26 protein-coding genes and 4 pseudogenes are annotated in these 26297 nt (G+C 44.8%); 13 read left to right on the top strand and 17 right to left on the bottom strand.

All coding sequences use genetic code 11. The features are described 5' to 3' along the window. Positions 1 to 222: 222 nt before the first annotated feature. From AC3WTF_RS06575 to AC3WTF_RS06560, 4 genes and pseudogenes are all read left to right on the top strand, one after another. Positions 223 to 337, top strand: a pseudogene (locus AC3WTF_RS06575) (N-acetylmuramoyl-L-alanine amidase); the annotation flags it as partial. 142 nt (positions 338 to 479) lie between these two features. Continuing rightward, on the top strand, positions 480 to 581 hold the full coding sequence (locus AC3WTF_RS06570) for a peptidoglycan-binding domain-containing protein (protein ID WP_079978564.1): 102 nt from the start codon (positions 480 to 482) through the stop codon (positions 579 to 581). Positions 582 to 623: 42 nt separating this feature from the next. Beyond that, positions 624 to 893, top strand: a pseudogene (locus tag AC3WTF_RS06565) (DUF2992 family protein); the annotation flags it as partial. A 108-nt stretch (positions 894 to 1001) separates the two neighbouring features. Then, positions 1002 to 1100, top strand: a pseudogene (locus AC3WTF_RS06560) (peptidoglycan-binding domain-containing protein); the annotation flags it as partial. Positions 1101 to 1138: 38 nt separating this feature from the next. Here the strand turns inward: AC3WTF_RS06560 and AC3WTF_RS06555 are convergent. Together AC3WTF_RS06555 and AC3WTF_RS06550 are read right to left on the bottom strand one after the other, a co-directional pair. Beyond that, positions 1139 to 1438 (bottom strand): contact-dependent growth inhibition system immunity protein, encoded by a 300-nt coding sequence (locus AC3WTF_RS06555; protein ID WP_031378848.1) that lies wholly within the window; start codon positions 1436 to 1438, stop codon positions 1139 to 1141. 6 nt (positions 1439 to 1444) lie between these two features. Beyond that, complete coding sequence (locus tag AC3WTF_RS06550; RefSeq protein ID WP_492314217.1) at positions 1445 to 3313, bottom strand: ribonuclease YeeF family protein; 1869 nt, start codon at positions 3311 to 3313, stop codon at positions 1445 to 1447. A gap of 521 nt (positions 3314 to 3834) precedes the next feature. On the opposite strand from AC3WTF_RS06550, the gene AC3WTF_RS06545 reads away from it, so the two are divergent. The 4 genes from AC3WTF_RS06545 to AC3WTF_RS06530 all read left to right on the top strand — a co-directional run bounded on the left by AC3WTF_RS06545 (position 3835) and on the right by AC3WTF_RS06530 (position 6547). After that, positions 3835 to 4197, top strand: coding sequence for a hypothetical protein (locus AC3WTF_RS06545; RefSeq protein WP_007407336.1), 363 nt, complete (start codon positions 3835 to 3837; stop codon positions 4195 to 4197). A 292-nt stretch (positions 4198 to 4489) separates the two neighbouring features. Beyond that, a complete protein-coding gene (locus tag AC3WTF_RS06540; protein WP_007407334.1) occupies positions 4490 to 4876 on the top strand; it encodes a VOC family protein in 387 nt (128 codons plus the stop codon). 347 nt (positions 4877 to 5223) lie between these two features. Then, a complete protein-coding gene (gene bla, locus AC3WTF_RS06535; protein WP_237436671.1) occupies positions 5224 to 6144 on the top strand; it encodes a class A beta-lactamase in 921 nt (306 codons plus the stop codon). Positions 6145 to 6265: 121 nt separating this feature from the next. Next, on the top strand, positions 6266 to 6547 hold the full coding sequence (locus AC3WTF_RS06530; RefSeq protein WP_032866134.1) for a putative quinol monooxygenase: 282 nt from the start codon (positions 6266 to 6268) through the stop codon (positions 6545 to 6547). A gap of 99 nt (positions 6548 to 6646) precedes the next feature. Here the strand turns inward: AC3WTF_RS06530 and AC3WTF_RS06525 are convergent, their stop codons facing one another. The 9 genes from AC3WTF_RS06525 to lacG form a co-directional block, all read right to left on the bottom strand. Next, positions 6647 to 8059: an MDR family MFS transporter gene (locus AC3WTF_RS06525; RefSeq protein WP_492314216.1), complete on the bottom strand. Its 1413-nt coding sequence runs from the start codon at positions 8057 to 8059 to the stop codon at positions 6647 to 6649. Between the two features lie 142 nt (positions 8060 to 8201). Continuing rightward, positions 8202 to 8675, bottom strand: coding sequence for a MarR family transcriptional regulator (locus AC3WTF_RS06520; protein ID WP_007407329.1), 474 nt, complete (start codon positions 8673 to 8675; stop codon positions 8202 to 8204). Between the two features lie 285 nt (positions 8676 to 8960). Then, positions 8961 to 10073, bottom strand: coding sequence for a glycoside hydrolase family 53 protein (locus tag AC3WTF_RS06515; RefSeq protein WP_114354673.1), 1113 nt, complete (start codon positions 10071 to 10073; stop codon positions 8961 to 8963). Between the two features lie 50 nt (positions 10074 to 10123). Then, positions 10124 to 11623: a UDP-glucose--hexose-1-phosphate uridylyltransferase gene (gene galT / locus AC3WTF_RS06510; protein WP_007407327.1), complete on the bottom strand. Its 1500-nt coding sequence runs from the start codon at positions 11621 to 11623 to the stop codon at positions 10124 to 10126. A 1-nt stretch (position 11624) separates the two neighbouring features. After that, positions 11625 to 12617, bottom strand: a complete 993-nt coding sequence (gene galE, locus AC3WTF_RS06505) for a UDP-glucose 4-epimerase GalE (protein ID WP_492314215.1) — start codon at positions 12615 to 12617, stop codon at positions 11625 to 11627. A gap of 3 nt (positions 12618 to 12620) precedes the next feature. Further along, a complete protein-coding gene (locus tag AC3WTF_RS06500) occupies positions 12621 to 13790 on the bottom strand; it encodes a galactokinase (protein WP_492314214.1) in 1170 nt (389 codons plus the stop codon). Between the two features lie 15 nt (positions 13791 to 13805). Then, a complete protein-coding gene (locus tag AC3WTF_RS06495) occupies positions 13806 to 15503 on the bottom strand; it encodes a PTS lactose transporter subunit IIBC (RefSeq protein ID WP_492314213.1) in 1698 nt (565 codons plus the stop codon). 11 nt (positions 15504 to 15514) lie between these two features. Further along, a complete protein-coding gene (locus AC3WTF_RS06490) occupies positions 15515 to 15829 on the bottom strand; it encodes a PTS sugar transporter subunit IIA (protein ID WP_007407323.1) in 315 nt (104 codons plus the stop codon). 63 nt (positions 15830 to 15892) lie between these two features. Then, the gene (gene lacG, locus AC3WTF_RS06485; RefSeq protein WP_007407322.1) at positions 15893 to 17293 is read right to left on the bottom strand and encodes a 6-phospho-beta-galactosidase; all 1401 of its coding nucleotides are present in this window, start codon (positions 17291 to 17293) and stop codon (positions 15893 to 15895) included. 252 nt (positions 17294 to 17545) lie between these two features. On the opposite strand from lacG, the gene AC3WTF_RS06480 reads away from it, so the two are divergent. Then, a complete protein-coding gene (locus AC3WTF_RS06480) occupies positions 17546 to 18307 on the top strand; it encodes a DeoR/GlpR family DNA-binding transcription regulator (protein WP_007407321.1) in 762 nt (253 codons plus the stop codon). A 17-nt stretch (positions 18308 to 18324) separates the two neighbouring features. Beyond that, entirely contained in the window at positions 18325 to 19008 is a 684-nt protein-coding gene (locus AC3WTF_RS06475) for an HAD family hydrolase (protein WP_007407320.1), read from the top strand. A gap of 197 nt (positions 19009 to 19205) precedes the next feature. Here AC3WTF_RS06475 and AC3WTF_RS06470 read toward each other — a convergent pair whose 3' ends face one another. Beyond that, positions 19206 to 19553 (bottom strand): DUF3147 family protein, encoded by a 348-nt coding sequence (locus AC3WTF_RS06470; protein ID WP_007407319.1) that lies wholly within the window; start codon positions 19551 to 19553, stop codon positions 19206 to 19208. After that, on the bottom strand, positions 19537 to 19962 hold the full coding sequence (locus AC3WTF_RS06465; RefSeq protein ID WP_015239656.1) for a MarR family winged helix-turn-helix transcriptional regulator: 426 nt from the start codon (positions 19960 to 19962) through the stop codon (positions 19537 to 19539). The genes AC3WTF_RS06470 and AC3WTF_RS06465 overlap by 17 nt, the downstream gene beginning before the upstream one ends. 361 nt (positions 19963 to 20323) lie before the next feature. Here AC3WTF_RS06465 and AC3WTF_RS06460 point away from each other — a divergent pair. Beyond that, positions 20324 to 20720, top strand: a pseudogene (locus tag AC3WTF_RS06460) (MgtC/SapB family protein); the annotation flags it as partial. 283 nt (positions 20721 to 21003) lie between these two features. Here AC3WTF_RS06460 and AC3WTF_RS06455 read toward each other — a convergent pair. The 4 genes from AC3WTF_RS06455 to AC3WTF_RS06440 form a co-directional block, all read right to left on the bottom strand. After that, on the bottom strand, positions 21004 to 21186 hold the full coding sequence (locus AC3WTF_RS06455) for a hypothetical protein (RefSeq protein WP_076851211.1): 183 nt from the start codon (positions 21184 to 21186) through the stop codon (positions 21004 to 21006). A gap of 114 nt (positions 21187 to 21300) precedes the next feature. Next, entirely contained in the window at positions 21301 to 21474 is a 174-nt protein-coding gene (locus AC3WTF_RS06450; protein WP_012117340.1) for a YjfB family protein, read from the bottom strand. 43 nt (positions 21475 to 21517) lie between these two features. Next, positions 21518 to 21919: a ribosomal maturation YjgA family protein gene (locus tag AC3WTF_RS06445; RefSeq protein ID WP_007407313.1), complete on the bottom strand. Its 402-nt coding sequence runs from the start codon at positions 21917 to 21919 to the stop codon at positions 21518 to 21520. Between the two features lie 97 nt (positions 21920 to 22016). Next, entirely contained in the window at positions 22017 to 22586 is a 570-nt protein-coding gene (locus tag AC3WTF_RS06440; protein WP_015417262.1) for a YjgB family protein, read from the bottom strand. 124 nt (positions 22587 to 22710) lie between these two features. On the opposite strand from AC3WTF_RS06440, the gene fdhF reads away from it, so the two are divergent. Together fdhF and AC3WTF_RS06430 are read left to right on the top strand one after the other, a co-directional pair. Then, complete coding sequence (gene fdhF / locus AC3WTF_RS06435; RefSeq protein ID WP_007407311.1) at positions 22711 to 25668, top strand: formate dehydrogenase subunit alpha; 2958 nt, start codon at positions 22711 to 22713, stop codon at positions 25666 to 25668. Continuing rightward, the gene (locus tag AC3WTF_RS06430) at positions 25661 to 26203 is read left to right on the top strand and encodes a helical membrane plugin domain-containing protein (RefSeq protein ID WP_007407310.1); all 543 of its coding nucleotides are present in this window, start codon (positions 25661 to 25663) and stop codon (positions 26201 to 26203) included. Before fdhF ends, AC3WTF_RS06430 begins: the two co-directional genes overlap by 8 nt. The last annotated feature ends 94 nt before the right edge of the window (positions 26204 to 26297 follow it).

The raw sequence follows: 26297 nt of genomic DNA, 5'->3' as shown, positions 1-26297 counted from the left end.
TGATTTTGAAGTACATTCGCTGTATACTGCAAGGGAGATAAACATCGCCTTTAAGGCGGCGGTCTTTGCCGAAACCTGTTCATTTCAGAGAAATACAGAAATTTCGTATCACTGAACGGCTAAAGTGATAACGATCAGCAGCTGGTTAATCCAGCTGTTTTTTTGTATTGAAAAACGGAATATTTAGTTTTTTATGGCAAATACAGCGGCACTCCGAAAATCATTCACAATACAGGAAATGACGCATGCGGCCGCCAATGAAATCAGTTATATGTCGGGTAACAGCGAATCGACAAGCTATCATTTTGCCGTCGATGATAAAGAAGTGATTCAGGGGGCTCTTCATCTGAAGGCAAGAAAGCATCCTTCCTCTTGTCTTCCGGTTTTTTAAAGTTGAAAACCCATTAAAATCCGAGGGGAGAGCGTAAAACAGATTCGAACGGCGCTGTCGCCCTTCATTAAAGCGAAAGAACTTCGGGATTGATGGTGCATATGGAGCGAAGACAGCGAATGCAGTAATTCGATTTCAATTGATGAATGGATTAAAAGCTGATGGAATTTATGCGCTTGAACCAAAGTAAAACTTGAAGTGTTGTTAAAATAAGCGGAGACCCTTTCCTTTTTTACAGACTCTCTCCCACACTGACAAGAAGAGGTTTGTGTTAAAGCAAAATCTAAGAAATTAAACCCAAAAAGATTGCAACGACAAGCTTCTAAAGAGATGAAAAATATCGGGATATCAACTAAGGCATAAAAAGCGATAAAACAGGAGCTTGAAACAAGAAAAGAAAAAACAACTGAATAGAAAATAAAGAGAAAAAATAAAGGAACAAAAATATTTAATCAGAAAACAAAAAGCAAAAGAAAAGCATAGGGGCAGATTGAAAAGTTGAGCGGCATCAGTTTTTTGCTTCGGACTGATTTAGAGAAAAAGAAGTATAAGTCAGAGCCCTTCTCAAGACGAGGAGGGTTTTTCTGCAATTTATTCAAATACACTTACATCAGTAAATGCGGCTGAACGTTTCAGTACGATTCAGCTCATGTATGGTTTGAAGCCAGACGGCATTTACGGACCAAAAACGAAAGCGAAATTGAATTAATAAAAGAAGCCCTTCTTATAAGAGGGCTCTTTTTCTAACTATGTTGTTTTAAGGTGTTTTTTAATTTGTTCAGTGACTTGCTTAAGCCATTCTAATGGAGTTATATCATCTTCAGGAAAGTATATGCCATCCGCTGCTTCCTCTATAAATTCATTCTTGTCTTCTTCTGAATAATCACTATTTACAAACTCAGTTAGTGCTATTAAATCTCTTTCTTTTAGTTTTTGTGATGCTTCATTTAGATATTCATTAAGAGCATCTTCGGGAGATTCTATATCTTGGTGGAAATGTCCGCCGAGAAATCTAAATACAGGATCAGAAACTTTAATTTCAATCATTATATATCACCTCGTTGGGTAGCCTGTTAATATAAAGCTACCATCTTCATTTTTCTTTAATACTATTCTAGCATTAGTCATATCTTTAACTTCATTTGAACCTTTACGAACTCCTCTACCTATAACTTCGGTTCCTCTATAAGGTAACGGTAATGGATCATTAACATCACTTTTTAACCACTCTTCAATTTCCTTTTTATGTTTAATTAATGTTTCATTAGCGACTCTTTCTGCAGTTGGCCTATCAGTGAAACTAGAAGAGGCACGTATCTTCTTGTTTATCTGTAGCCTCTCTAATAACTCTTCATCAGTCTTACCAACATGTCTTTCTATAAGATGTCCGCCTTTTGCTTCGTGAGCAGCTAAGCCACCGCCTGGTGCGAGAGGACTGCTGTCTCCTTGTTTAACACTATGTATACCGCTATTGTCAGAAGACACAGATTTTCTAAGAACACTCTCTTTCTGATCTTCAATAATACTTTTCAACAAAGGCGTATTTTTCACATTGTGAGTATTTTCAATATCCTGTGCTATTCCGGCAAGTGCGGGTTCGTACTTATTTTTCGAAACGGAATTGATATAATCTTTTCCTTTTTCAATCCCGGTTTTTACATGTTTTGCAGCCGCTTTTTCTCCGGCTTCCAAGACGTTATCCACTTTGGCGGCGCCTGTTTTTGCGAGCTTGCTTGATACTTTTACAGCTGAGCCGGAACCTTTTAGTCCCACAATGCTCCCGATGGCGTAGGTGATGTAATGTGATCTTGAATACGCATCCCCGTTAACCATTTTATCATTCCATGAATCCGCCAGGTTTGTCCATATGATTTTTGCGTAGGAGGGCGTGTTCAATACAGCCGATATGGTTTTAGCGACTTTTTGTTCATCAGAGAGATGGTAAAAATCCCATGCGCCGACAGCCAGATCTTTGACGCCTGTTACTGTGTCTTTCCCGACATCATAAAGGCCGACGCCTATTCCTTTAACGATATCCCAAGCCGTTTCTCCGACTTCTTCTAGCTGTTTTGCTTGTTCAAGCTGCATCACATATTCCACCTGAGCAGGTTCAAGGTTTTCATAGCCGATCTTTTTCGCGATTTCCAAATACTCATCCGGATCGGTCACACCATCGGCCAGCTTTTTCTTTAGGGCCTTAACTTCCCGCTCTTTCGCCTCTTCCTTCTTAATCGTCAAATAAGCATCCGAATGTCTTGCAATCTCGTCTTTTTTCTTATGGATGTCGCTTTCTCGGTACGCCTTGGCATTGTAGTGAAGCGGCGTGGCGCTTTTTCCTTTGCCTGTGGCGTTTTGGAGCTGCTGAAAGTCGGCTTGGATGAACTGTTCGTTCGCTTCGGTTTCTGCGTATTCTTTCGTTAGATCGTGATCAAGTTTGCCGAGTTTATGTATCGTTTCGCTTCTTTTTTTGTCAGCTGAAGAAAGCTTTTGTTCTGTGCTTTCGGTTGAAAACAATTCGAGCGAGATGATGTCTTCGATCTCTCTGAGGATGGACCCCATATCCTTTTTTTGCCCTTCCATAATTGCCTTTGATTTACTGAGGGCGTGGGTGAGCTCATGCTCCAGAAATGATTCCTCCACATGCGAATTGGAAAGTCCGGCATCTTCGACCTTACCGGGAAGGCTTGTGAGAAATGCGATTTTCATATCGATCAGATCAAGCCAGCTGTTTGTGACGCCGGCGTGGTCCTTGAAAAAAGCTTTGATATTATTGGCGCCCCGGCCTGAGAAGTCGCTGTCACCGAGATCAGCCATACCTTGAAACGCTTTTTTTAGATTGACCATCTGGCCGCGCAGTTTTTTGTATTCACTCGCGCGCTGTTTGGCAGCGGCCAGCAGGGTGGTTGCTTCGAAAACTTTCATGACCATAATCCTTTCATTCGAAATACTTCAACAAGATATTACCATGGAAGAATGAAGAAAAAGACAAATAAGTATTTTGAAAGTGCAAAATGATTAATTTGTTCTGGGTAAATTTACTTATTTTATGATCGGGAATTGGGGAAGAGTTAGCTTTAGGTTGAATCGGTTGTTAGAACATCATGTGACGCACCTCCTTTACAAAGCATACACACATATTAGAGGGCTGAAATTCACCCGTATGGATTGGATACGGCGACCCAAACGGCTTTTCGCATGGAACCAACATGCGGTAACTGGTCAACAGCTTTAGAAACTTCATCCTAACAGGGAAGTGCGGCAAGCATTGGGAATATAAAGAAATATAGGCTTACAGCTATGCAGGATGTGTGAATATCCGTCAGACGGCGAAGGAAAGGCAATCTCCATGTGTCGTGACAGTTCGAATGCGGGTGTATTAAACTTCCCATTCAACCGGAGTTATGTCTGAGGGACGAAAAGACTTTTTTTGAGGAGGAAGCGGAATGATTGAATTTACACGGCCATCGCCTATGAAGAAAACATGCACGATGCACCCGGAAAAGGAATCTGTCAGATCGGTTTCGTTTACTGATTTTAACGGCAATTCTGTAACAGTAACCCTTTGTCAAATGTGTCTGGCTGAATTAAAAATGAAAGCCGCGACTGAATACAGGAGCATGACAGAGGAGCGGGCCAAACTGAATCGTTTCAAGATTGGTGATCATGTGTATTTAGAGCATTTGGGAGTAGTCAGCGAGATAAAAAACATGGAAGGCGTTCAAGTGGCAAACAGGACAGACACAGACGGAGTCCGAAAGGCTACCCCTAAGGAAATCGCAGAATTTAAAAAGCAGGGGAAGCAATGACAATGAAAAAAACTACTCAAGTCAATCATTTATCCGTTGTGTTACTTACAGGAGCGGCGGCCGGATGTTTACGGATGCGCGACTTACACGGCCGGAGCCTCCACGGTGAAGTGAAGGAAAATTCAAACCAAGAATGTGAATTGATCAAACGCAGTTTCATGAATCTCCGAAGGCTTTCATCCGAAATTTAGGTGCAGTATGGAAAAAAATTTATGGAAACTTGACATAATGCTGTCAGGTCCCTATTGTATGATTAAATGAATGGCCAGTAAAATGATAGGAGGCGTTCAATATGAAATTGCTGCAAATTAGACTATTGGTTAATGACTTTAAGAAAAGCGTCGAGTTTTATAAAGATTCATTAGGACTTCCAATCAGTTGGTTAGAGAAGGAAATGGAATATGCACTCTTCGATAATGGAGAAACGAAAATAGAGCTTTTATCTCGAGAAAATATGGCTGAAATAGTTGGAGAAGAAAGAAAATCTTTAGACGGAGATGCGCAATCAAGATTTTTGCTTCAGTTTAAGGTAGAAGATGTTGATAAAACGTATGACTATCTGCACAAGCAAGGGATTAAATGCGTCAATGAACCACATGATCGTCAGGAATGGCGTGCACGAGTGGCTCATTTTAGAGATCCAGATAATAATCTTATTGAAATATATAAAATGATATAATTTTTTGACTGGCAGGATTAAGGTAATGCGTTTGTTAACTTACTTATGATTTTTATAGTCTGCAAGAGAAACATATATAGGTCCAAGACGGAAAGCCTGCGGACACTGATCATTGCACAGCTCACTGTGTTGTGATTAGTGTCCGTTTTTATTTGCACGGAGGGATAACAAATAGATGATGAACACGAAGCGGACATGCAAACATTCAGACGCGGCGAGGGCGGCGCATTTAATAAGGGGAGGAGTCAGAATGCAGGATTTAATCATCTCAAAGGAAATATATTGACTTTCATCCTGTTTGTAATGTTAATTAGAAGATGTATACAAAATCATTATAATGAGGAGGTCTGGATGTGAAAAATAAAGCGAGAATACAAGTTGGAATATGCATTGGACTTTTATGTTTAAGCTTTACCGGTTTCAATCCTTTATTCGGCTCAGCGCATGCTGAAGCGAAATCTATAGAAAACACAAAAATGACAAGCTGTATATTGAATCAAAAATTTGTTCAGCTTGAGAAAAAATTTGATGCCAGGCTTGGGGTTTATGCGATTGATACAGGTTCAAACAAGACAATCGCCTATCGGCCGAATGAACGGTTTGCTTACGCATCAACCTATAAAGTTCTGGCTGCAGCTGCTGTTCTGAAGAAAAGCTCAAATGAAAAACTTAATGCCATCATCCGCTACAGCAAAGACGATTTAGTTACATATTCTCCAATCACAGAAAAACACCTGGATACAGGCATGAGCCTGAAAGAAATCTCAGAAGCCGCTGTCCGTTACAGCGATAATACCGCCGGGAACCTATTGCTGCAGCAGCTTGGCGGCCCCAAAGGTTTTGAAAAGTCATTGAAACAGATCGGGGATTATGTAACAAAAGCTGATCGATTCGAGACGGATCTAAACTCGGCGATTCCCGGGGATCGTCGTGATACAAGCACCGCAAAAGCACTGGCAACCGATCTTAAAGCTTTCGCTTTGGGTAACACTCTCACGGCTGACAAGCGCACGATTTTAACAGATTGGATGCGGGGCAACGCTACCGGCGACGAACTGATTCGGGCAGGCGCTCCTGCAGGATGGGAAGTCGGCGATAAATCCGGAGCCGGAAGCTACGGCACACGAAACGATATTGCGATCGTTTGGCCGCCTGACAGAGCCCCAATTGTTTTGGCAATCCTGTCAAACCGGTTTACGGAAGATGCCAATTATAATAATGCTCTTATCGCTGAGGCTGCAAAAGTCGCTCTAAATGCTCTTAAATAAACATTGCCGTTCATTTTTTATGGACGGTTTTTTATATGTTGAGAATGCGGTATGCCGGTTTCGTTTTTCGATAAATGTTATAATGTAAAGCCATAAAAAGATGGGAAGAGGGGGAATTTCGATGCATTACATAACGGCATGCTTAAAAATCATCAGTGATAAAGACCTTAATGAAATAATGAAAGAGTTCAAAAAACTTGAGGAAGAAACGAACAAAGAAGAAGGCTGTATTCAGTTCCATGCTTATCCGCTCGAACCATCAGAACGCAAACTCATGCTTTGGGAGATTTGGGAAAACGAAGAAGCTGTTAAAGTCCATTTTACGAAAAAACATACAAAAGACGTTCAAAAACAAGAATTAACGGAAGTAGAATGGTTAATGAAAAGCAATGTGAATGAGTAAAAGGCTTTGTCTGTTGTTGGCTGACTTTGCCGGCAACCATCATCAGTTTCATTCACTAAAACCCTTGCTGTGCAAGGGTTTTTTACTTTAAAAAGTTCTTTATATCGCAGTCTTTTTATGGGTAAGGAACAGACTTGGAATGAAGATGGCGGCAAGGATGATGACGGATACTAAGAATCCGGCATGGTAGCCTTTTAAACTGTTCGAAATCGTCGGCTGCAATCCTTGTATGACAGTTGCGGTAACGGTTGCGATCACAGCTGACCCAAAGCTGGAACCGAGGTTTTCAATCATATGAATACCGACACCCGCTTCCGGAAGCTGTTTGCTGTCAAGACCTGTATAAGCGTCACTCATCAATGGGAGCATAATTCCTCCAAAACTGGTGCCGCGGATAAATAATACGACGGAAATCCAAATCATACTTGTGTTATCGGTGATAAAAATAAGCGGGATAGATCCGATCAGCGAAAGAACAAGACTGACCGTAACCACGTATTTCGCACCGATCTTATCAATCATTTTTCCGATCAGCGGACGAGTCACGAGCATTCCGACTCCTTGAGGGATTAAAGCGAGTGCTGCTCCGGCTGCCGTGAACTGACGAATGTTTTGAAAAAACAGCGGAAGTATTAACATCGGCCCCATGATGGCAACATTCGCTAAGAACAACCCGATCGAAGATGCCAAGAAGCTCTTGTTTGCAAACAAATTCATAGGCAGCACGGTTTGGTTTTTCTTGATCTGATTATATACAAGATAAATAGCTGCTGAAACAAGACCGATGCCTGTCCATAAAATGGTGTCGCTATTGTTAAATGATGCATGATCCGCCGCTTTTGTAATACCGTAAATCAATGCCGCGCTCATTAATGACAAATTGATAATCCCGAAAATATCGAGTTTACGATCTTTGTTGAATGGTTCAAAGTCTGGAATGGTTTTCATCATAAGCGGTGCAGCAATCAAAACGATGAACACGTTGATGTAAAAAATCCAATGCCATGAAGCGCCTTGGACGATGAAGCCTCCGATGACAGGTCCTAAGATCGGGCCGAAGATCATAGGGGTGCTGACGATTGCCATCACTTTTCCCAGGTTTTCCGGACCTGCCGTTTTAACCAAGAGTGTTGACATAAGCGGAGTCATAATGCCGGCGCTGAATCCTTGAAGCAAACGGAAGAAGATGAAGCTGGAAACGTCACGGCTCATCCCCGCAAAAACAGAAATGACACCAAAGGCGATGACTGAGCCGATGAAGATTTTCTTACCGTTATATTTATTCATAAGCCAGCCGGATACGGGTACTGCAATCGCAAGTGCTAAGACATAGCCTGTAACGGACCACTGAATGGTATCCAATGTCGTGTTGAAGTCTTTGGTCAGTTTGTCGATGGCGATGTTTACCATCGTAGAGTCAAGCATTGGAGCGATTGCTCCCAGTGCAATAGCCCAGGCGGCTGTGAGAACTTCTTTTGGCACCCGAAGTTCCTTTCTTTTATGTGTTGACATATTACTCTCCTCTCAAAATTGCTGTCTTTGTTTCCTTGTCAACAAAATAATAGAGTGATTTTGTTTCTTTGTCAACAATAAGAGGGATATAAAAAGGCAGCCCGTTTTCATGGAGAAGGGCTGCCTATGGTTTTATTCATATTTATTCCGATTTCATGTCTGCACCAAGTTTCTTTATTTCTGAATCCAAATGCCTGCTGTATGTTTCCACGAAGTTCAGCATCGTGTCAAATTGTTCATCAGTTACTTGTTCAAATACGATTTTGTCCCGTTCTTGAAACTCTTTGTGCAATTCCTCGTGAATTTTATAAATGACTTTTCCTTGTTCGGTAAGCCTGAAATAGATTTCTTTCTTGTTAAGCGGCTTCTGATAGCTTTCGATAAGGCCTTTATTGATAAGCTTCTTCGTTAATTTACTTATGGCGCCTCTTGTCATATAAAGGGACTCCGCAAGTTTTGTCACATTGGCGTCTTCAATTTTTTCGATGAATTCGATGCAATGCACTTCAGAAGGTTTATGCCCCTTAAGGCTTTCTTCCATCTTCAGCCTATTCAGCCACACCATCTTGTTAAAAAAGTCCCTGAAATCCGTGAGGAGCTGTTCTTTTTTGTCCATGTCCCGTCCTCCTGCTCGGTGGTGCTTACACAATATTATAAAATGTTTGTTTCTTTTTCAACAATCGTAAAGTTATGATTTAGGAACTGAGAGATAGTGCGCAGAAATAAGAAGGAGGGAGAACAGAAGAAGTATTCTATTTAAAAAGCGGTTTTTTAACCGAAACGCGGGTTTTCGGGTATTTTTCTTTCCGTATTCGTTACTTGCTCTGTTTCATAACAGGCCAACACTACAGCCTTATAAAAAAGCAGGCTGCACAATGAGCCTGCTTGAGATTCGCATCAATCATTTTCCTGTTGCGGCATCATGAAAAGCGTCGATTGCGGTTGTGTATTTCAAGACGTTTTTAGACACTTTGGCGGTTGCGCCTAATGGATACGCGTCTGACAGAACGCTGGAGTGAGCTTCGGGTTCCCAGTAAAATACGCCGGTTCCTTTTCCGTTCGGAACCGCTTTCACCAGTTTTATGGTGTCTTTTATGGTCCAGTAGGAATCTTTCGGATTATTTTCATCTCCGCCCAGTTCAACCACCATGACTTCCTTGTTGTAGCGTGAGGCGATGTCATTCAAATTAGATGATAAATGGCCGGTGAGCTCCCAGTACGGCTTGCCTTCCCAATAGGGATAGAATGAAACGCCGATGATGTCGGTTTTTCCTCCGTTTTTAAAGAATTGATCAAACCACCATCTGAATAGGCTGTTGTCCGTGCCGTGTGCCAAATGGCTGATGACCTTGGTGGCCGGGCTGACGGATTTCACGGCGTCATAGCCTTTGTTCAGTAAGCCGGTCAATTTGCTGAAATCGTTCGTGCTGCCGTCGGGCAGTAAAATTCCTGAATTCATTTCATTTCCTACTTGCACCCAATCAGGGGAGATGCCGTGATTTTTAAGTTCTTTCATGACATCGTACGTATGGTTATACACGGCTGCCTGCAGCTGGCTGTTTGAATAGCCGTTCCATTGGTTCGGCTTGATCTGGTGGCCTGGATCAGCGAACACATCACTGTAATGGAAGTCAACCATTACCTTCATTCCTAACGCTTTTGCCCTTTTGGCCGCCGCAAGTACGCCCGCTTTGTCACTATAGCCGAGCATGGTCCATGTTGTCCCGTCTTTCAGCCAATAATAGCTGCTTGGCGGATTCACAAACACTCTCAGTCTCACGGCATTTATTCCGTGATCTTTAAGAATCTGCAAGGCATCTTTCTGTTTTCCGCCGTCATCCAGCCAGCGCACACCTTCGTCCTCCATTTGTTTCAGCCAACCTATATCAGCGCCATAGGCAAACGGGGCATCCGCTTTTGCTTTAGGAGACTTCTCAAAGAATGTAAAAGCAGTGAAAATGAGAGAAAGACAGATTGCGTTTACAAATACACGTTTCAATCGGTTTTTGAACATCACAATACCTCCTGATAAAAAAATTGTTGATTGATTTCACTCTGAATGTTTCAGCTGCCATTCTCCAATAACGTCGTGAAACGCTGAAACGCCTGAATTCCTTCGGGTGTCATTTTAAAAACGCCTGCATCGGTCAGTGCGCGTAAAAATACATTCGCGGTTTCTTTTTGTAAAACAGCGGCTGCATTCTCCGATGTCACGTCTTTATCCGCTTTGATGTTTTCAGCCCACGGAAGATGAATATCTTTGATGTCATGAGGTTCATTCAGTAAATACTTTTTCACTTCTGCCAGCTCATCTTTCAGGCGGGGAGGTAAAACGGCGAGTCCCATCACTTCAATCAGACCGATATTTTCTCTTTTGATGTGATGCACATCTTGATGCGGGTGAAAAATGCCATCCGGATAATTTTCGGAGGTGCGGTTGTTTCTGAGAGCGAGATCGATTTCAAAATCCGTTCCCCTGCGTCTGGCAATTGGGGTGACGGTATTATGGGGTTCATTTGTCTTTGAGATGATGCTGACGGTTTCGTCTGAATATTCCCGCCACTTTTCAAAAACATACGCAGCGGCATCTGTCAGCAAATCCGGATCTTTTGCGCGAAGGCGGATCACTGATACCGGCCACTTCACGGCTTCGGCCTGAACGTCTGGAAAATGACGCATATGAAAAGGGTAGAGGGAACCCGCTTTTGCCATCGGAAACTCATGGGCGCCGCCTTGATAATGATCGTGAGAAAGAATGGAACCTCCTACGATCGGCAAGTCTGCGTTTGATCCCGCGAAATAGTGGGGGAAGATTTCCGTTATGGCCAGAAGCCTTCTGAAGCTGTCGCGGCTGATGTTCATCGGCTTGTGCACGCTTGAAAGAAAGATAGCGTGCTCGCTGTAATACGCATAAGGGGAGTATTGAAACCCCCACTGTTCTCCCGCTAAGTCAAGCCTGATGATGCGGTGGTTTGAACGGGCGGGGTGATGCGGTGTTCCGGCATACCCCTCGTTTTCCATACAGAGCAGACATGTCGGATACCGGTTTTCCGGACTGTTTTTTACCGCGGCGATGTCTTTAGGGTCTTTTTCGGGCTTTGATAAATTAATGGTGATGTCCAATTCCCCAAAAGGTGTTGATGAGCGGTACACGATATTTTTTCGAATGGCCCGCGTCTTAATATAGTCGTTGTTTTGGCTCAGTCGGTAAAAGTAATCTGTTGCTTTTTTCGGGCAATCTGATAACAATTTGCTGAATGCGGCGTTGATCAGAGAAGGGGCCGGTGTGATCACGTCCATGATTCTGCTTCCCAGCATGTCTCTTTCAGCCGGTGTATCGTTTATGATTGACCGTTTTACCGCGTCTTTCACCATTTCGTCCAAATAGTGGAGCCTGTTTTGTTTCTTGATATGTTTCGGTTCTGCATAATCCGTCAGTCCGAGCAGATCGAGAAGTCTGTTTCTTGTATAAATCACATCTGTTTCATTTATGTCGCCTAAGACAGTGCTTTCTTTCAGAAACCCTGTCACTGATTCAAAAACTTCAATGACCGCCGCCTCCATTTCATTTGTCCTTGTATCCGTTTGGATGTTGCCGATGCCAATTCCATGCTGACGCAATGATTTCCGATATGTCCGTTTGTTTCGGATTCCAGCCCAGAATGTTCCGCGCTTTATCGCTGGAAGCGATGAGGGTGCTTGGATCACCGGGTCTTCTTGCGGCCGCTCTTACTTTTATGTCTCTTTCGGTCACTTGCCGGGCCGCTTCCGCCATTTCTGATACGGAAAACCCGCTGCTTGATCCTAAATTGAAAATGCCGCTGTCTCCGCCGTTTTGCAAATATTCCAGAGCGAGAATATGGGCATCGATTAAATCGGAAACATGGACATAATCGCGGATGCACGTGCCGTCTTTTGTATCATAGTCAGTGCCGAATATCAAAACCTCCTCGCGCTGACCGAGCGCGGTTTGTAAAAGGATAGGGATAAGGTGGGTTTCCGGATGATGATCTTCTCCGATGGAACCGTCCGTTTTCGCGCCGGCAACGTTAAAATACCGAAGCGAGACATATTTTATGCCGCAGGCGGTTTCACACCACTTCAGCATTTTTTCTGCCATGAGTTTTGATTCGCCGTATGCGCTTTCCGGCTTTTCGGGCATGTCTTCTGTGATGGGCACTTTTTCAGGTTCGCCGTATACAGCGGCGGATGAAGAAAACACAATGTGTTTCACTCCGAATTCCTGCATGACCTCCAGCGTAATTTGCGTACCGTACACATTATTATTGAAATATGAAAGAGGGTCTTTCATTGATTCGCCGACAAGGGATTGAGCGGCAAAATGGAGAACGCCTGTTACGTTCTCCTTCGCAAACACAGAGCGAAGAAACGGTTTTTCACGGATATCTCCATGGTAAAAAACTGCTTTTTCATGAACAGCTTTCCGGTGGCCTGTCTGGAGATTATCCACAGCTATCGTTTTAAATCCTTTGTTTAATAATTGATCAACCGCATGAGAACCGATATAGCCGGCTCCGCCGAGAATGAGAATCGCCATGATTTATTTTTCCCTCCATTCAGCCGCGCCATCGCTTATATCCGCGATGTAGAAAGAAGCTTCAAGACCTGTCCTGCTGCGGTAGTGAGATGAAACGGCCCGGATAAAGCCGGCGGTTTCTTCACTTTCCACAATGGCTATGGCGCAGCCGCCGAACCCCGCGCCCGTCATCCGCGCTCCGAGTGCTCCTTCTTTCCAGGCTGCTTCAGCCAGCGCGTCTAATTCGTCACCGGTCACTTCATAATCATCGCGTAAAGAACGGTGGGACGCATTCATCAGCTCGCCGAACGTTTTCAAATCATTCGATTTGAGAGCCTCCGCGGCTGAGAGGGTCCGCTCGTTTTCGTTGACCGCGTGCCGGGCTCTTTTACGCAAAGTTTCACAGGAGAGAAGGGATTCGAGTTCGTTGAATTCTTCTCCCGTCAATTCCGCAAGTGAGGCGATATTCCGATATTGCCGCAGTTCTGAAAGAGCCTCGTCACATTCGCTGCGGCGTTCATTATATTTTGAAGCCGCCAGCTCCCGGCGCTTGTTCGTATTCATAATGACGATTTTATATCCGTTAAAAGCAGCCGGAATCATTTCGTGCTCAAGCTTATCGCAGTTTAACAGAATGGCCATGTTCTTTTTGCCTTTTTGCACTGCGAATTGATCCATAATGCCTGAATTCACGCCGATAAATTCATTTTCGACTCTTTTTCCGATAAGCGCCAGTTCAGTATCGGAAACATCCAGGCTGAATAACTTTCTTAAAATGGAACCTGTTAACATTTCAATAGAAGCGGAGGAGCTTAAACCGGCTCCGTTTGGAATCGTACCGTGAAAAAGAATATCCATTCCGCTGTCTATTTGGCCGCCGACTTTAAGAAGGTAATGGATCATCCCCTTCGGATAATTGGTCCAGCCGTCTTCTTTTTTGTATGCTGTGGCGGAAAGATCAAGGCAGACAATGCCGCTGTCAGGAAAGTTTTCTGAGTATAACCGGATCTGGTGATCTCCGCGTTTTGCGCATACGGCATAAGTTCCGATCGTGATCGCGCATGGAAGAACGTGGCCGCCTATATAATCCGTATGTTCCCCGATCAGGTTGATCCGGCCGGGTGCGAAAAACAGTTCTCCGTTACTTCTCTTGAAAATGTCTTCGAATCTTGATTTTAAAAGTTTGGCATCCATGATAAACCTCCGATTCTATTTTGAGGTATGCTCCAGTATGAACTGAATGGCTTTTTGTGAATTTCTGGTGAGGCTGATATATTCCGCTCCTTTCGTTGCGATGAGTTTCACTTGCAGGCGGTCCGCATCTTCTTTAATGTCATCGTAATAAGAGCCGACCTGCGGAGCCAAAATGATCATATCGAAGTCTTTCATGATGTCGTAATGGGATCCGTAGGCGCCTGCTGAGGCGGTAATCGGCACGTTATATTCTTCGGCTCCTTCTGTCAGTGCGTTCGCAAGCATGGCGCTCGTTCCCGCTCCGGCGCACAGCACTAACACATTGGTGCTGTGTTCCAAGGAGGATGAGGATTCCTGAAGATTTGTGCTGATGACGGAGGACGCGTCTTCGGAGGCGCCGGCCATGGCGGGCTGTAATGTTTGCGGCGCGGTTTCAGGCTCGGTGTGTTGGGCTTCTTTCGCCGCTAATACTTTGTCATAAGCTTTACAGAATGGCAGGTATATCAGGAAATCGACAATGATTAATACAGCCGTCAGCACAAAAGCCGAGAGCCCCATGCCGGTTCCGAGAATCAAGCCGGCGGGCGCCGGGGTGGCCCACGGAAGAACATACATAAAACTGTTCATTCCGATGACATCCACGAAAAATTTAAACAGACAGACATTCACCATCGGCGTTACAGCAAACGGAATGAAAAAATAAGGATTTAAAATGATCGGCGCAGCAAAGAGCAGAGGTTCGTTTACTGCGAAAGACACCGGAACCGCGGATGCTTTTCCGACTGCTTTCAATTGCTTGGATTTCGCGAAAAGAAGAAAGATAAACGGAACAACAAGGGTTGCGCCGGTCCCTCCCATTGTGCCGACGAAGTTCCCGAGTCCGACGGTCAGCACGTTGGACGCCTGCTCACCGGCATTATGAAGCTGAAGGTTCGCCTCCACATTTGCGTAAATAATAGCTGCGATGGCCGGTTCCACAATAGAAGGACCGTGAACGCCGACAAACCAGAACAGCGCCATCATTCCCCAAATGACACAAATCCCCAGATAACCGTCTGCGGCGGTAAAAAACGGCGATAAGAGAGAGGAGAGAGCCTCTGCAAAAGATACGTTCAGCGTATTCCTGATCAATAAATCAACGATCACCATGGCCAAAACGGAAAAAGCGAACGGAAAAACATCTTTAAATGTTTGTGAAATGGTACCCGGTACTTCTTTCGGCATTTTAATCGTAATATTTTTCAGCACGCAGAATCTGTAAACGTTCACTGTTATGAAAGCGGATACAAAAGCGGCTAAAAGACCTTTTGTGCCGAGGTATTCCGTGGAGAATCCGCCATCGATTTGAGTGACGCTTAAAATGAGAAACCCGACGACTGAAGCAAGCATCGCTGAAACGGGGTTGATCCCTTTGTTTTTCGGCATTTTTCGGTTCATTGATTCACTCAGGCATTTCGCACTTGTTGCCGCAACGATCAGACCGAGGGCGCCCATTGAATAGTTATAAACTTTCCAAAGCCATTCAGAAACACTTTTAGGCCAAGTGAAACCCAACACTTCCGGCACAGCGGCGGTGAGGATGAAAATGCTGGCGAATAAAATAACAGGCATGGCCGTTAAGAAGCCGTCGCGGATCGCGCCTAAATAAATGTTTCTTGAGATTTTTTCAAAAAACGGTTTTCCCTTTTCGATTTGCTTGATGATACCGTTCATTTTTCCACTCCTTATCGGCGGCTTCGGTAGAGTTCTATAAAATCCTGAATAAGATCACGGAGCAAAAGGGTTGTCATCAAGTGGTCCTGACCGTGAACGAAAATAAATCCTAATTCCATGTCCTTGCCGTCAGCTTCTTCAGCTAACATTTTCGTTTGCGCATTGTGGGCGAGGGTTAAATTTTCATCGGCGCTTTTCAATGCTGCTTCCGTGTTTTCGAAGTTTCCGGCACGGACTTCCTTCAGGACTTTCAATAAAGTGCTTCTGGCGTCGCCGGCATAGGCGACGATTTCAAAACCGAGCATCTGCAATTCTTCCTTTGTCATGAAAAAAACCTCCTAAAGACGGCACACATGATGAAAAGAGACTCTTTTCACCATGTATGATCGTTAAATGATTGTTTTTGTTTCACTTACAAGTTTGTACCAGTAGGCCGATTCTTTCGGATATCGTTTTTGGGTGTCAAAGTCGACGTAAAAAAGACCGTAACGTTTGTTGTAGCCGTTGGTCCATGAAAATAAATCCATTAAGGACCATAAGAAGTACCCCTTTACATTGACCCCGTCGCTAATCGCTTTACTGACGGCTTCTAAATAGACTTTTAAATAGTCGATTCTTGCCTTATCCATAATGATGCCGTCTTCAAACTCATCTTTATAGCCCATGCCGTTTTCGGTAATGTACATTTTGTTATATTGCGGATAGTCCCGTTTGATGCGCATCAGCATGTCATACATGCCTTCAGGATAAATGAGCCAGTCCCAATCGGTCCGTTTCAGGCCTTCTTTGTAAATTCTTTCGCCGATTCCTTTTACTTTATAGACCGAAGTGCCCTTATCGCCCGTTCCGTTATGGTGAATAACGGTTTCTCCGTCGTACGCTTTGACGAAATGGCATTGATAATGATTGATGCCGAGATAATCATTGCGCGTTGAAGCTTTTTTCATCACGTCAAAGTCACTGTCTGAAAACTCGTATGAAGCGCCGTTTGCCTCACAGATTTCATCCAGAGCCCGCATGGTTTCCTCGGAGTAATAGCCGAGGTAGGTGGCGTCGAGGAGAAATCTCACTGATAACGCGTCATCCAGAAAACAGGCGCGGCGGTCTTCTTCTGAGTCGCTGGCGGGATATTTTGTTTCCAATGAGTGGACGACACCGATTTCTCCCGGATAGCCGCCGTCTTTAAAAAGATTGACGGTCATCGCATGCGCTACCATCATATGATGGAGGCATTGAATGACTTTTGTGATATCACTTTTAATTGATGGCGGGAAAACCCCGAGTAAATACTGGTTGGTGGCTGTGGGATAAATTTCGTTAAACGTGCTCCAATATCTGATTTCGCTGAATTCTTTAAAGCAAAACTCCGCATAGCTGACGAACGCTTCTATTGCAGCGCGGTTGAGGAAATCTCCCTGGTCAAATAATCCTTTCGGTGTATCGAAATGATGCAGCGTGACAAAAGGGGTGACGTTGCGTTTATGGCACTCTGAGAAAATACGATGATAGTAATCAACACCTTCCTGATTGATTTTGCCCGTGCCGTCAGGGAAAATTCTCGTCCAGGCTATAGAAAGGCGGATGCCGTTTATTCCGAATTTTTCACATAGTTTAATATCTTCCGGAAACTGGCGGTAAAAATCACTTGCCGGATCAGGGCTGAATCTTCCCTGTTTTTCAAGGAATTCATCCCAGGCCACAGGCCCTTTGCCGCCTTCTTTTGTGGCGCCTTCCGCTTGATATGCCGCAGTCGCCCCGCCGAAAATAAAGTCATGAGGTAATTTGAGCATTACTGAATCCTCCTTCGCCAATGTGGGAATTGAAGTTTGTTAATGTTTGTAATTGTTATCTTTTGTTTAATAGTAAACGCATACATTTTTGTTGTCAATAGCTTCATAAAGAAATAACATCTGTGTTCATAGGGGTTTTATAAGTTTCTTGTTGTTTTATATGTTGATTATGTTGTTTGTTAGTGTTTGTTTTTGTTGACCGGAGTGCCGCGGTGTGTTAGATTGTGTGTAAAGTTGAGGGGATGATTGAACATGTTAAAAAAAGAGCGTCTTTTAAAAATCATCGACATCGTAAACTCGCGGGGGTTTATTACGGTGAGTGATATTATCGATGAACTGGATGTTTCTGATATGACAGTGAGAAGAGATCTGGACGAGCTGGATAAGGCCGGAAAAATCGTACGTATTCACGGAGGCGCACAGAGCATATCTTATTCCATTGATCACGAATTATCGCATAATGAAAAACTGGGTGTTCAAATGGATGAGAAGGGGAAGATCGCGGAACTCGCAGCTTCATATGTAAATGACGGCGATACCGTTTTTTTAGGGCCCGGCACGACGATTGAACTTTTAGCCAAACACCTGCTGCATAAGCGAATCAGGATTATCACAAACAACTATCCCGTATTTGATATTTTAAAGCATGGTGACACTGCGGATACCATTCTGATTGGCGGCGATTTCCGAAAAAATACCGGTGCCTTCGTCGGGCCCATCGTGAACGGCAATCTGCAGAAATTCAATTTTACGAAAGCTTTCATCAGCGCAAACGGCATACATAATGATGAGATTTCTTCTTACAGCATTGAAGAAGGGGAAGCCCATCAAATCGCGCTGAATAATTCGCGGACGAAATTTTTGCTGGCGGATAATAAAAAATTCAACCGGGAAGATTTTTACGTGTTCTATAACTTACACGATATGGATTATCTGATTACGGATGATAAAGTGATGAAAGATGTTCAGATTCATTATGAGCAATATGTAGATGTCAAAATCGCAAAAAAATAAAAAAGGCGGGCGGTTCGATGAAAGGGGTTATTTTTGATTTTAACGGCACGATGTTTCAAGATTCGCATCTGCACGAAAAAGCATGGTTTTTCATGGTGAAAAAATACGCGCCGAAAACTATTTCTGATGAAGACATTTTCGTTAACATTCACGGGAGAACAAACAGTGAAATCCTGACGTATTTTATTTCCGGCGATTTAACAAATGAAGAAATCAAGAAGCTGTCTTTTGAAAAAGAAGCCTACTACAGAGAATTATGCCTTGAAAACAAAGATGAGTTAAAGCTGACGAAGGGACTGACCGGCGTATTGAACCATCTGAAAAAATCAGAAACGCCGATGACCATTGCCACGGCTACGGTAAAGGAAAATGTCGAGTTTTACTTTGACGTCTTTCAGTTGGATCGGTGGTTTGATTTTGACAAAGTCACGTTTGATGACGGGAGCTTCCCCGGAAAACCGGCGCCGGATATTTTTCTCATCGCATCGGAAAAGTTAGGCCTCAGGCCTGAAGAATGCTTAGTCATTGAAGATGCCTTTTCGGGGCTCACAGCGGCGAAAAAAGCAGGTGCAGGCAAGATTATGGCCATTGACCCGCTCGGAAAAAACCGCGCGCTATTTGAAGAAAAACAGCTGGCGGATGACGGGATACTGACAGATTTCACCTCGTTTTTTGAGGTGATTGCCGGACATTCTGTTTGAGAGATCAGCCGGTTCTTCATGCCGATATGGCTGTACAGGCTGCGAACTCCGTTCGCAACACGGGATGTTTTTGTGTTCGGCGGTGTCTGCTTCTCGTGAAGAAAGGGGTTTCGCTTTTTAATCGGAGTCACTTTTAAGACAGGGGTATCCCTGTTTTTTTAATTCCTCGTATTTCTTCCAAAGAAGCGCTAAGGTGCTTATTGCTGACTGTTTATATGTTTCACGATAAAATCCTGAGCATACAAGAAAACCAGCCATCCTGTAAGTCCAAGCCCTGATGCGGCAATGAAAGACAGTGAATGGCGAAGGGCGATGCCGATAATGACCAGCATAATGACTGTGGAGGGGATGCCGGAAGCCACGCTGAATGCAAAATGACTTAATGTCTCCTTCGTTTCGCCTTGGATGTACAGCCAAACCATGCTCAGCATACTGACAATTGGTAAAGCCGCTATTATACCTCCATAACTGGGGCTTCTTCTTGATATTTCAGTGATAATCCCAATAATAGCAGCGGAGACAATGATTTTAACGATCGTAAACATCTTCAGCACGCTCCTTCATCAAACTGAATGCTTTTAGGACAAGTGTTCTTTCTTCATTATTCATGCTGTCAAAAAGAAGCTGTTTAAGCTTTTCTTCATCAAGACCGGAATGCCGGTAAAGGACATCCGCCCCCAAACTGGTAAGTTTTAAAATGACTTTCCGCTCATCCTCAACACTTCTGGTTTTATAAACGTACTTTTTCTGCAGTAACCGCTTTATATGTTCCGAAGCGGTATTATGTGATACTTGAATCGCTTCGGCAATGTCTTTTATTCCGACTGCCTTCTCTTTTTGAATGACTTGCAGAATCCGTACACCTTGGTGAGTGATTTTTTCATGGTGCTGATAACGGAGCCGGTAATAAATATCTGTCCAGAGGTCATTTAATCGCATGATTTCGTTTGACATCATCATCCACCTTCTATCGTTTATTAAGATTATATCTTATATTACGATATATTTTTGCGGATTGAAAGCAATTTTTGAGTATGAGGGAGCGGCATTCGTTCTGTTTTTAGAAGATTGGAAGAGACAAGCGGCCGCAGCTTCAACGAATAAACTTGTTTCATATACTCTCAATAAGTTATTTCCTTTATTTTGGAAACGCCAGCTTAATACCTTCCGCATATAAATAAGGGCACTGACAATATGATAAAGAACCAAAGTATATATTCAAATGCAGTTTTTTTCAGCAGGGCAGTCCTGTGCTGATTGAAAAAGATACGGGGGATAAAAAGCGGGTAAGAAGATAAGGAAAGGAGAGAGAGGGATGGAACTTGATTTTGTGATTCGTCTGGCGGTTGCGGGTCTGCTTGGGGCTCTTATTGGATTGGAGAGAGAATTCAGGGCGAAGGAAGCCGGTTTGAGGACGCATTTTTTAGTGGCCGTCGGCAGCGCCTTGATGATGATCGTTTCCAAATACGGCTTTTTTGATTTGTTATCCAACAGCCATACGTCCTTTGATCCGAGCCGGGTGGCGGCGCAGGTCGTCAGCGGCGTCGGATTTTTAGGAGCCGGCACGATTATTTTGCAGCGGCATGTCGTGCGGGGGCTTACGACGGCCGCGGGGATTTGGGCTACGTCGGGCATCGGGCTGACGATCGGGGCAGGTATGTATGTCATCGGCATCAGCGGCACGATTTTGGCGTTAATCGGGCTTGAACTGTTAAATTTTCTGTTTAAACCGGCGGCGCATTCTTTGTCTGTCAGTTTCAGGATTGAGGAGAAAGCCGTCATGCATGATATTTTAACTTCTCTTGAGGAAAAAGGAATTCTTATTACGTCCTATGAATTGAATAAGGCGGTGCTTGAAGTGAAGGGAAGGGTGAAAAGCAAAAGCGGGAAAGCGGCGGTAATGGAAAAAGTTCAAGCCCTCCCGTATATCCTGTCGGTCAAAGTTGAATAGCAGACAGGGGAAGCCTCCTGTCTGCAGTCATTTCTTTTCAAACATTAATACCAAGGATAGAACGGGATATACGGCCGCGGATAGTATGGATATGGTCTAGGATAATAATAAGGCGGCCGCGGATAGTATGGATACGGTCTGGGGAAATAATAAGGCGGCCGCGGATAATGATATGGCACCCGTTCGTGGCTCTCGGCTGTGTATTCATGATAGAAAGGATCGTACAAGAGGAAAACCTCCTTTTCAAATGTTTGGTTCCGTTTACCTTATTCCTGTATGCCCGGTATGGTGTACGTACAACGGGCAAAAAAAAGACGCCGGTTATCATCCGGCATCTTTTTTTACACTTTCACATCAATTGAATGTCCGGCAGTCGGGTGCTGGGACGGCAGCATTTTCACTGTTTCTTCCGCCGCAGCCTGTGCATGCTGCATGACCGTTTTTGTTAAAGCGATATTTACATTCTGCGCCAGAGATGCTTGGTGCATAGCGATTGATAACGCAGGGATATCCATAGCTTCCACCTCCTTATCCCTTCATATCGGCGGCATGCTCCGATTATGAAGGGGACTGGCGGTTTCTTTTTACGGCCCATTCTAAAAATGCGGCGGCGCATACCCCGAGGGTATAGGCGAAAATATCACTCCAGACAAATTGCCAGCCGAGGATCAGCCCGCCGAGCGTGCTGCTTCTGATTGCGTCAATCCAAGGCGCGTGATACAGCTGGCTGCATTCAATCAGACAGCAAAACGAGAGGCTCAAAAATGCGGCTGTTTCCGTCCGGATGTGCCGAAACAAAAGCCCGAATCCTGTAAAAATCATTGCCGCCCACAGGGCATCTCCTAAATAAGCGTTTATGATGCCGGGCAATAGGGCGGTGATGTATGCGGTTCTGGACAGCAAACCGAGGGCGATGATAAAAACGGTACATATTCCGTATGTTAATGGATGTCTATTCACTTCACGCTGTTCCCCTTTTTTTGTACTCCCATGTATTGTAAGGAACGACGGAGAAGCTGTCTATGAAAAAACGGCCCGGGAGTCCGCTTTTTTTGCGTTATCTGGCTTTTAGGTTGACGTGGTCTGCTTTTTGGTCACTGCCGATGACGAAGCGGAGCTCATACTGCCCCGTATGGTAGACGTAATCTGTTTCGCCCGTTTTTGGCACTGTCAGGATTTTGTCAGCGCTGCCGATTTGTTTGCTTAAGACGTCAGGTGTGACGCTGCCGAGGTTTAAGCGCCGCTCGACCCCCGTTCCGAAATAGCGTATTTCCGAGATTTTTCCGTTTTTATGATAGGAAAATCCATAACCGGGGTTTCCCATGTTCCAGCTGTATAAATCAAATGGATTGCGGCTGTCTGCTTTTTGTTCCGGCTCGCCGATTTTATCGTAAACGTCCTGTCTTGTGCTTTGGTTGATTTTCAGGCCTTTCACATTTTGCGGCATTTCCCCTTTAAATGCCGATTGGTAAAGGCTGTTCACCAGTTCTTGTGCACGCTGGTTTTCCGTTTTTGAAGCGGCTGCGGCGTGGACGGGCTGTGTAACCGAAAATGCTTCTGCGCCGAATGCGCATCCCGTGAGCATCACTGCCGATAATCCCGTGGCGAGTGTTTTTTTCTTCAACATATGTGAACGCCTCCTTTTTACCGCTCATACCCGTATGTTTCCTGAGATAAACGAGATGTTTTAGTGAAAGGCCGGCTGGGAATCATAGAGGATGTATAGAGGGGTACAGAAAGGGGAAAAGAAAATGGCTGATACAAAGAAGGTTACAATCAATGGGGTTGAAATGGAAGCGCCGGACGGTCAAACCGTTTTGCAGCTTTTGAACAATAGTTCAATTGACGTGCCGCATGTGTGTTATCACCCGAGTCTCGGGCCGATTGAAACGTGCGATACCTGTATCGTCAATGTTAACGGGGAACTGGTGCGTTCGTGTTCCGCGCAAATAAAGGACGGAGATGTCATCGATACGCTTTCGTCCGATGTGAAAAAAGCGCAGATTATCGGCATGGACAACATTTTGCACAACCATGAATTGTACTGCACGGTCTGTGATTACAACAATGGGAGCTGCGAAGTACATAATACCGTAAAGGAAATGAAAATCAATCATCAAAGCATTCCGTTCGATCAAAAACCGTATCCTAAAGATGAATCAAATCCGTTTTACCGATATGATCCCGACCAGTGCATTTTGTGCGGACGCTGCGTCGAAGCCTGTCAGGACGTACAGGTAACCGAAACCTTAAGCATTGATTGGGAGCGGAAACGCCCGCGGGTCATTTGGGATCAGGATGTGCCGATCAATGAATCATCATGTGTTTCCTGCGGACATTGCTCGACGGTATGTCCGTGCAATGCCATGATGGAAAAAGGCATGGAAGGCGAAGCGGGGTATTTAACAGGCATTAACCAAGAGACGCTTCGGCCGATGATTGACATCACAAAAGGGGTCGAAACCGGGTACGGATCGATTTTGGCCATATCGGACATGGAATCGGCCATGCGGGATGAAAGAATCAAAAAAACGAAAACCGTATGCACTTACTGCGGTGTCGGATGCAGTTTTGATATATGGACAAAAGGAAGAGACATTTTAAAGGTCGAGCCTCAGGCCGAGGCCCCGGCAAATGGCATTTCGACGTGTGTGAAAGGGAAATTCGGCTGGGATTTCGTCAATAGTGAAAAGCGCCTTACCAAACCGCTTATCCGGGAAGGAGACTCGTTTCGGGAGGCGGAATGGGATGAAGCGCTGCAGCTGATCGCTGATAAATTTACCGATATAAAAGAACATTTCGGCCCGGACGCACTTGCCTTTATCACATCTTCCAAATGCACGAATGAAGAATCATACGTGATGCAGAAGCTTGCAAGAGCCGTCATCGGCACAAATAATGTCGACAACTGCTCACGCTACTGCCAGTCTCCCGCCACGGCCGGATTGTTCAGAACGGTCGGATACGGCGGTGATTCAGGGTCGATTACAGATATAGAAAAAGCTGAGCTCGTGCTGATTATCGGCTCAAATACGTCTGAGTCTCACCCCGTCCTGTCCACACGCATTAAACGTTCTCATAAACTGCACGGACAGAAGCTCGTCGTCGCTGACTTGCGAAAACATGAAATGGCCGAGCGCTCCGATGTGTTTTTCCAGCCGCGTGCCGGATCAGATATTGTCTGGCTGAATGCCGTATCGAAATATCTGCTTGATCACGATTTGGCGGATACTGCATTTCTGAAGGAGAGAGTGAACGGATTAGATGAATTCGTGAAAAGCCTTGAACCTTATACAATGGAATATGCGGAAAAACATACCGGTGTGGACAAGGATACCCTAATCAAAGTGGCCCGGATGATTCATGAAGCCGGCAGCGTGTGCGCACTGTGGGCGATGGGTGTCACCCAGCATATCGGAGGAAGTGATACGAGCACGGCCATTTCCAACATGCTTCTTGTGACCGGAAATTACGGCAAGCCCGGCGCAGGCTCATATCCGCTTCGGGGCCATAATAACGTGCAGGGAGCCAGTGATTTCGGCAGTATGCCTGACAGCTTCCCCGGCTATGAAAAAGTAACGGATGAAAAAGCCCGCAAAAAGTATGAGCAGGGCTGGGGAACAGACCTGCCGAAAGAAATCGGAATGACAAATCATGAAATGATCGAAGGCATCCACTCAGGAAAACTGAAGTCCATGTACTTAAAAGGAGAAGAAATGGGGCTTGTCGACTCCAATATTAACCATGTTCATGCCGCATTTGAAAAGCTTGATTTCTTCGTTGTGCAGGATATCTTTCTTTCGCGTACGGCCGAGTTCGCCGATGTCGTGCTTCCGGCAAGCCCGAGCCTTGAAAAAGAAGGGACGTTTACGAATACGGAACGGAGGGTGCAGCGTCTTTACGAAGTGTTTGAACCGCTGGGCGATTCAAAGCCTGATTGGCAGATCATTACGGACATCGCCAACCGTCTGGGCGCTGATTGGCACTATGAACATCCGGCAGACATTATGGAAGAAGCGGCAATGCTTTCGCCGCTCTACGCAGGCGTCACTTACGAACGTCTCGAAGGCTACAATTCACTGCAATGGCCGGTTGCAGCGGACGGAACCGATTCACCGCTTTTATTTACGGACAAGTTCCCGTTTTCAGACGGCAAAGCGATTCTATATCCCGTTCAGTGGACCGAGCCGAAAGAATTTGATGAAGAATATGATATCCATGTGAATAACGGGAGGCTGCTCGAGCATTTTCACGAAGGGAATCTGACTTACCGATCAAAAGGAATATCCGAAAAAACACCGAGTGTGTTCCTTGAGGTCTCGCCCGAACTCGCCGAAGAAAGAGGGCTGGAAGACGGAACGCTTGTCCGTCTGACTTCACCGTACGGAAATGTGAAAGTCAAATGCGTCATCACAGACAGGGTAAAAGGCAAACAAGTCTATCTTCCGATGAACGATTCAAAAGACGCCGCCATTAACCTTTTGACAAGCAGCTATGCGGATAAGGATACCGATACACCGGCTTATAAAGAAACATCAGCGAAGATGGAGATTTTGAAAAAAGAAGGCGTTAATCCGCTTCCGAAAATCAATTTCCGTTACGGAAACCCGCAGCCGCAGATCGGTGTCCGGGTTGATCGGAAATGGGCGCGTAAAGATTATGTATTTCCGGGAGACGCCGTAAAAAGGGGGAAGCAGCAAAATGGCTAAAGCAATCAGCGGCATCCGAAAACAGACCGTCACAGAAGAAGACAAACGAAAAAAGGACTTAGAAGAGATCGAGACGGCTCTTTTACGAAATAAAGACGCGATTTTGGAATCTCTGCACATTCTTCAGCACATGAACGAGCGCGGCGTTTTGGCGCTTCTGCGCGGGCTCTTCGGCCAGGGAGACAAAGTGATGGATATCCTCGTGAAGAAGGCGAATACTCCGGAAACGGCCAATATGCTGAAAAATCTCCTGCTGTTAAGCGGCGTTCTCGGCATGCTCGATGTAAAACAGCTTGAGCCGTTTATCGTTAAAATCAATACGGGGGTCACAAAGGCCGTCGAGGAAAAAGACAGCGGCAGGAAGACCGGGTATTTTGATATCGTCCGCGCTTTAAAAGACCCGGAAATCAACAAGGCCGTCACTCTGCTGTTTTCTTTCCTGAAAGGCATGGGCGCTGATACGGACGATATGGAAAGAAATACGCAGCCTCCTGAAGACCAAAAGCAGCACCAGAAACCGCAGACGAATGAGTGAACATATCTCCCGAGCCTGGCCGAAGGCTCGGGTTTTTTGTGCGCTTCTGCTGTTTTCTTGGGAGAAATTTCACCTCCGGATTCATGACTTTTGT

Source organism: Bacillus sp. EB106-06-01-XG163 (assembly GCF_058791615.1).
The sequence above is the reverse complement of the archived record's forward strand: the minus strand, read 5'-3'. Positions and strand labels throughout refer to the sequence as shown.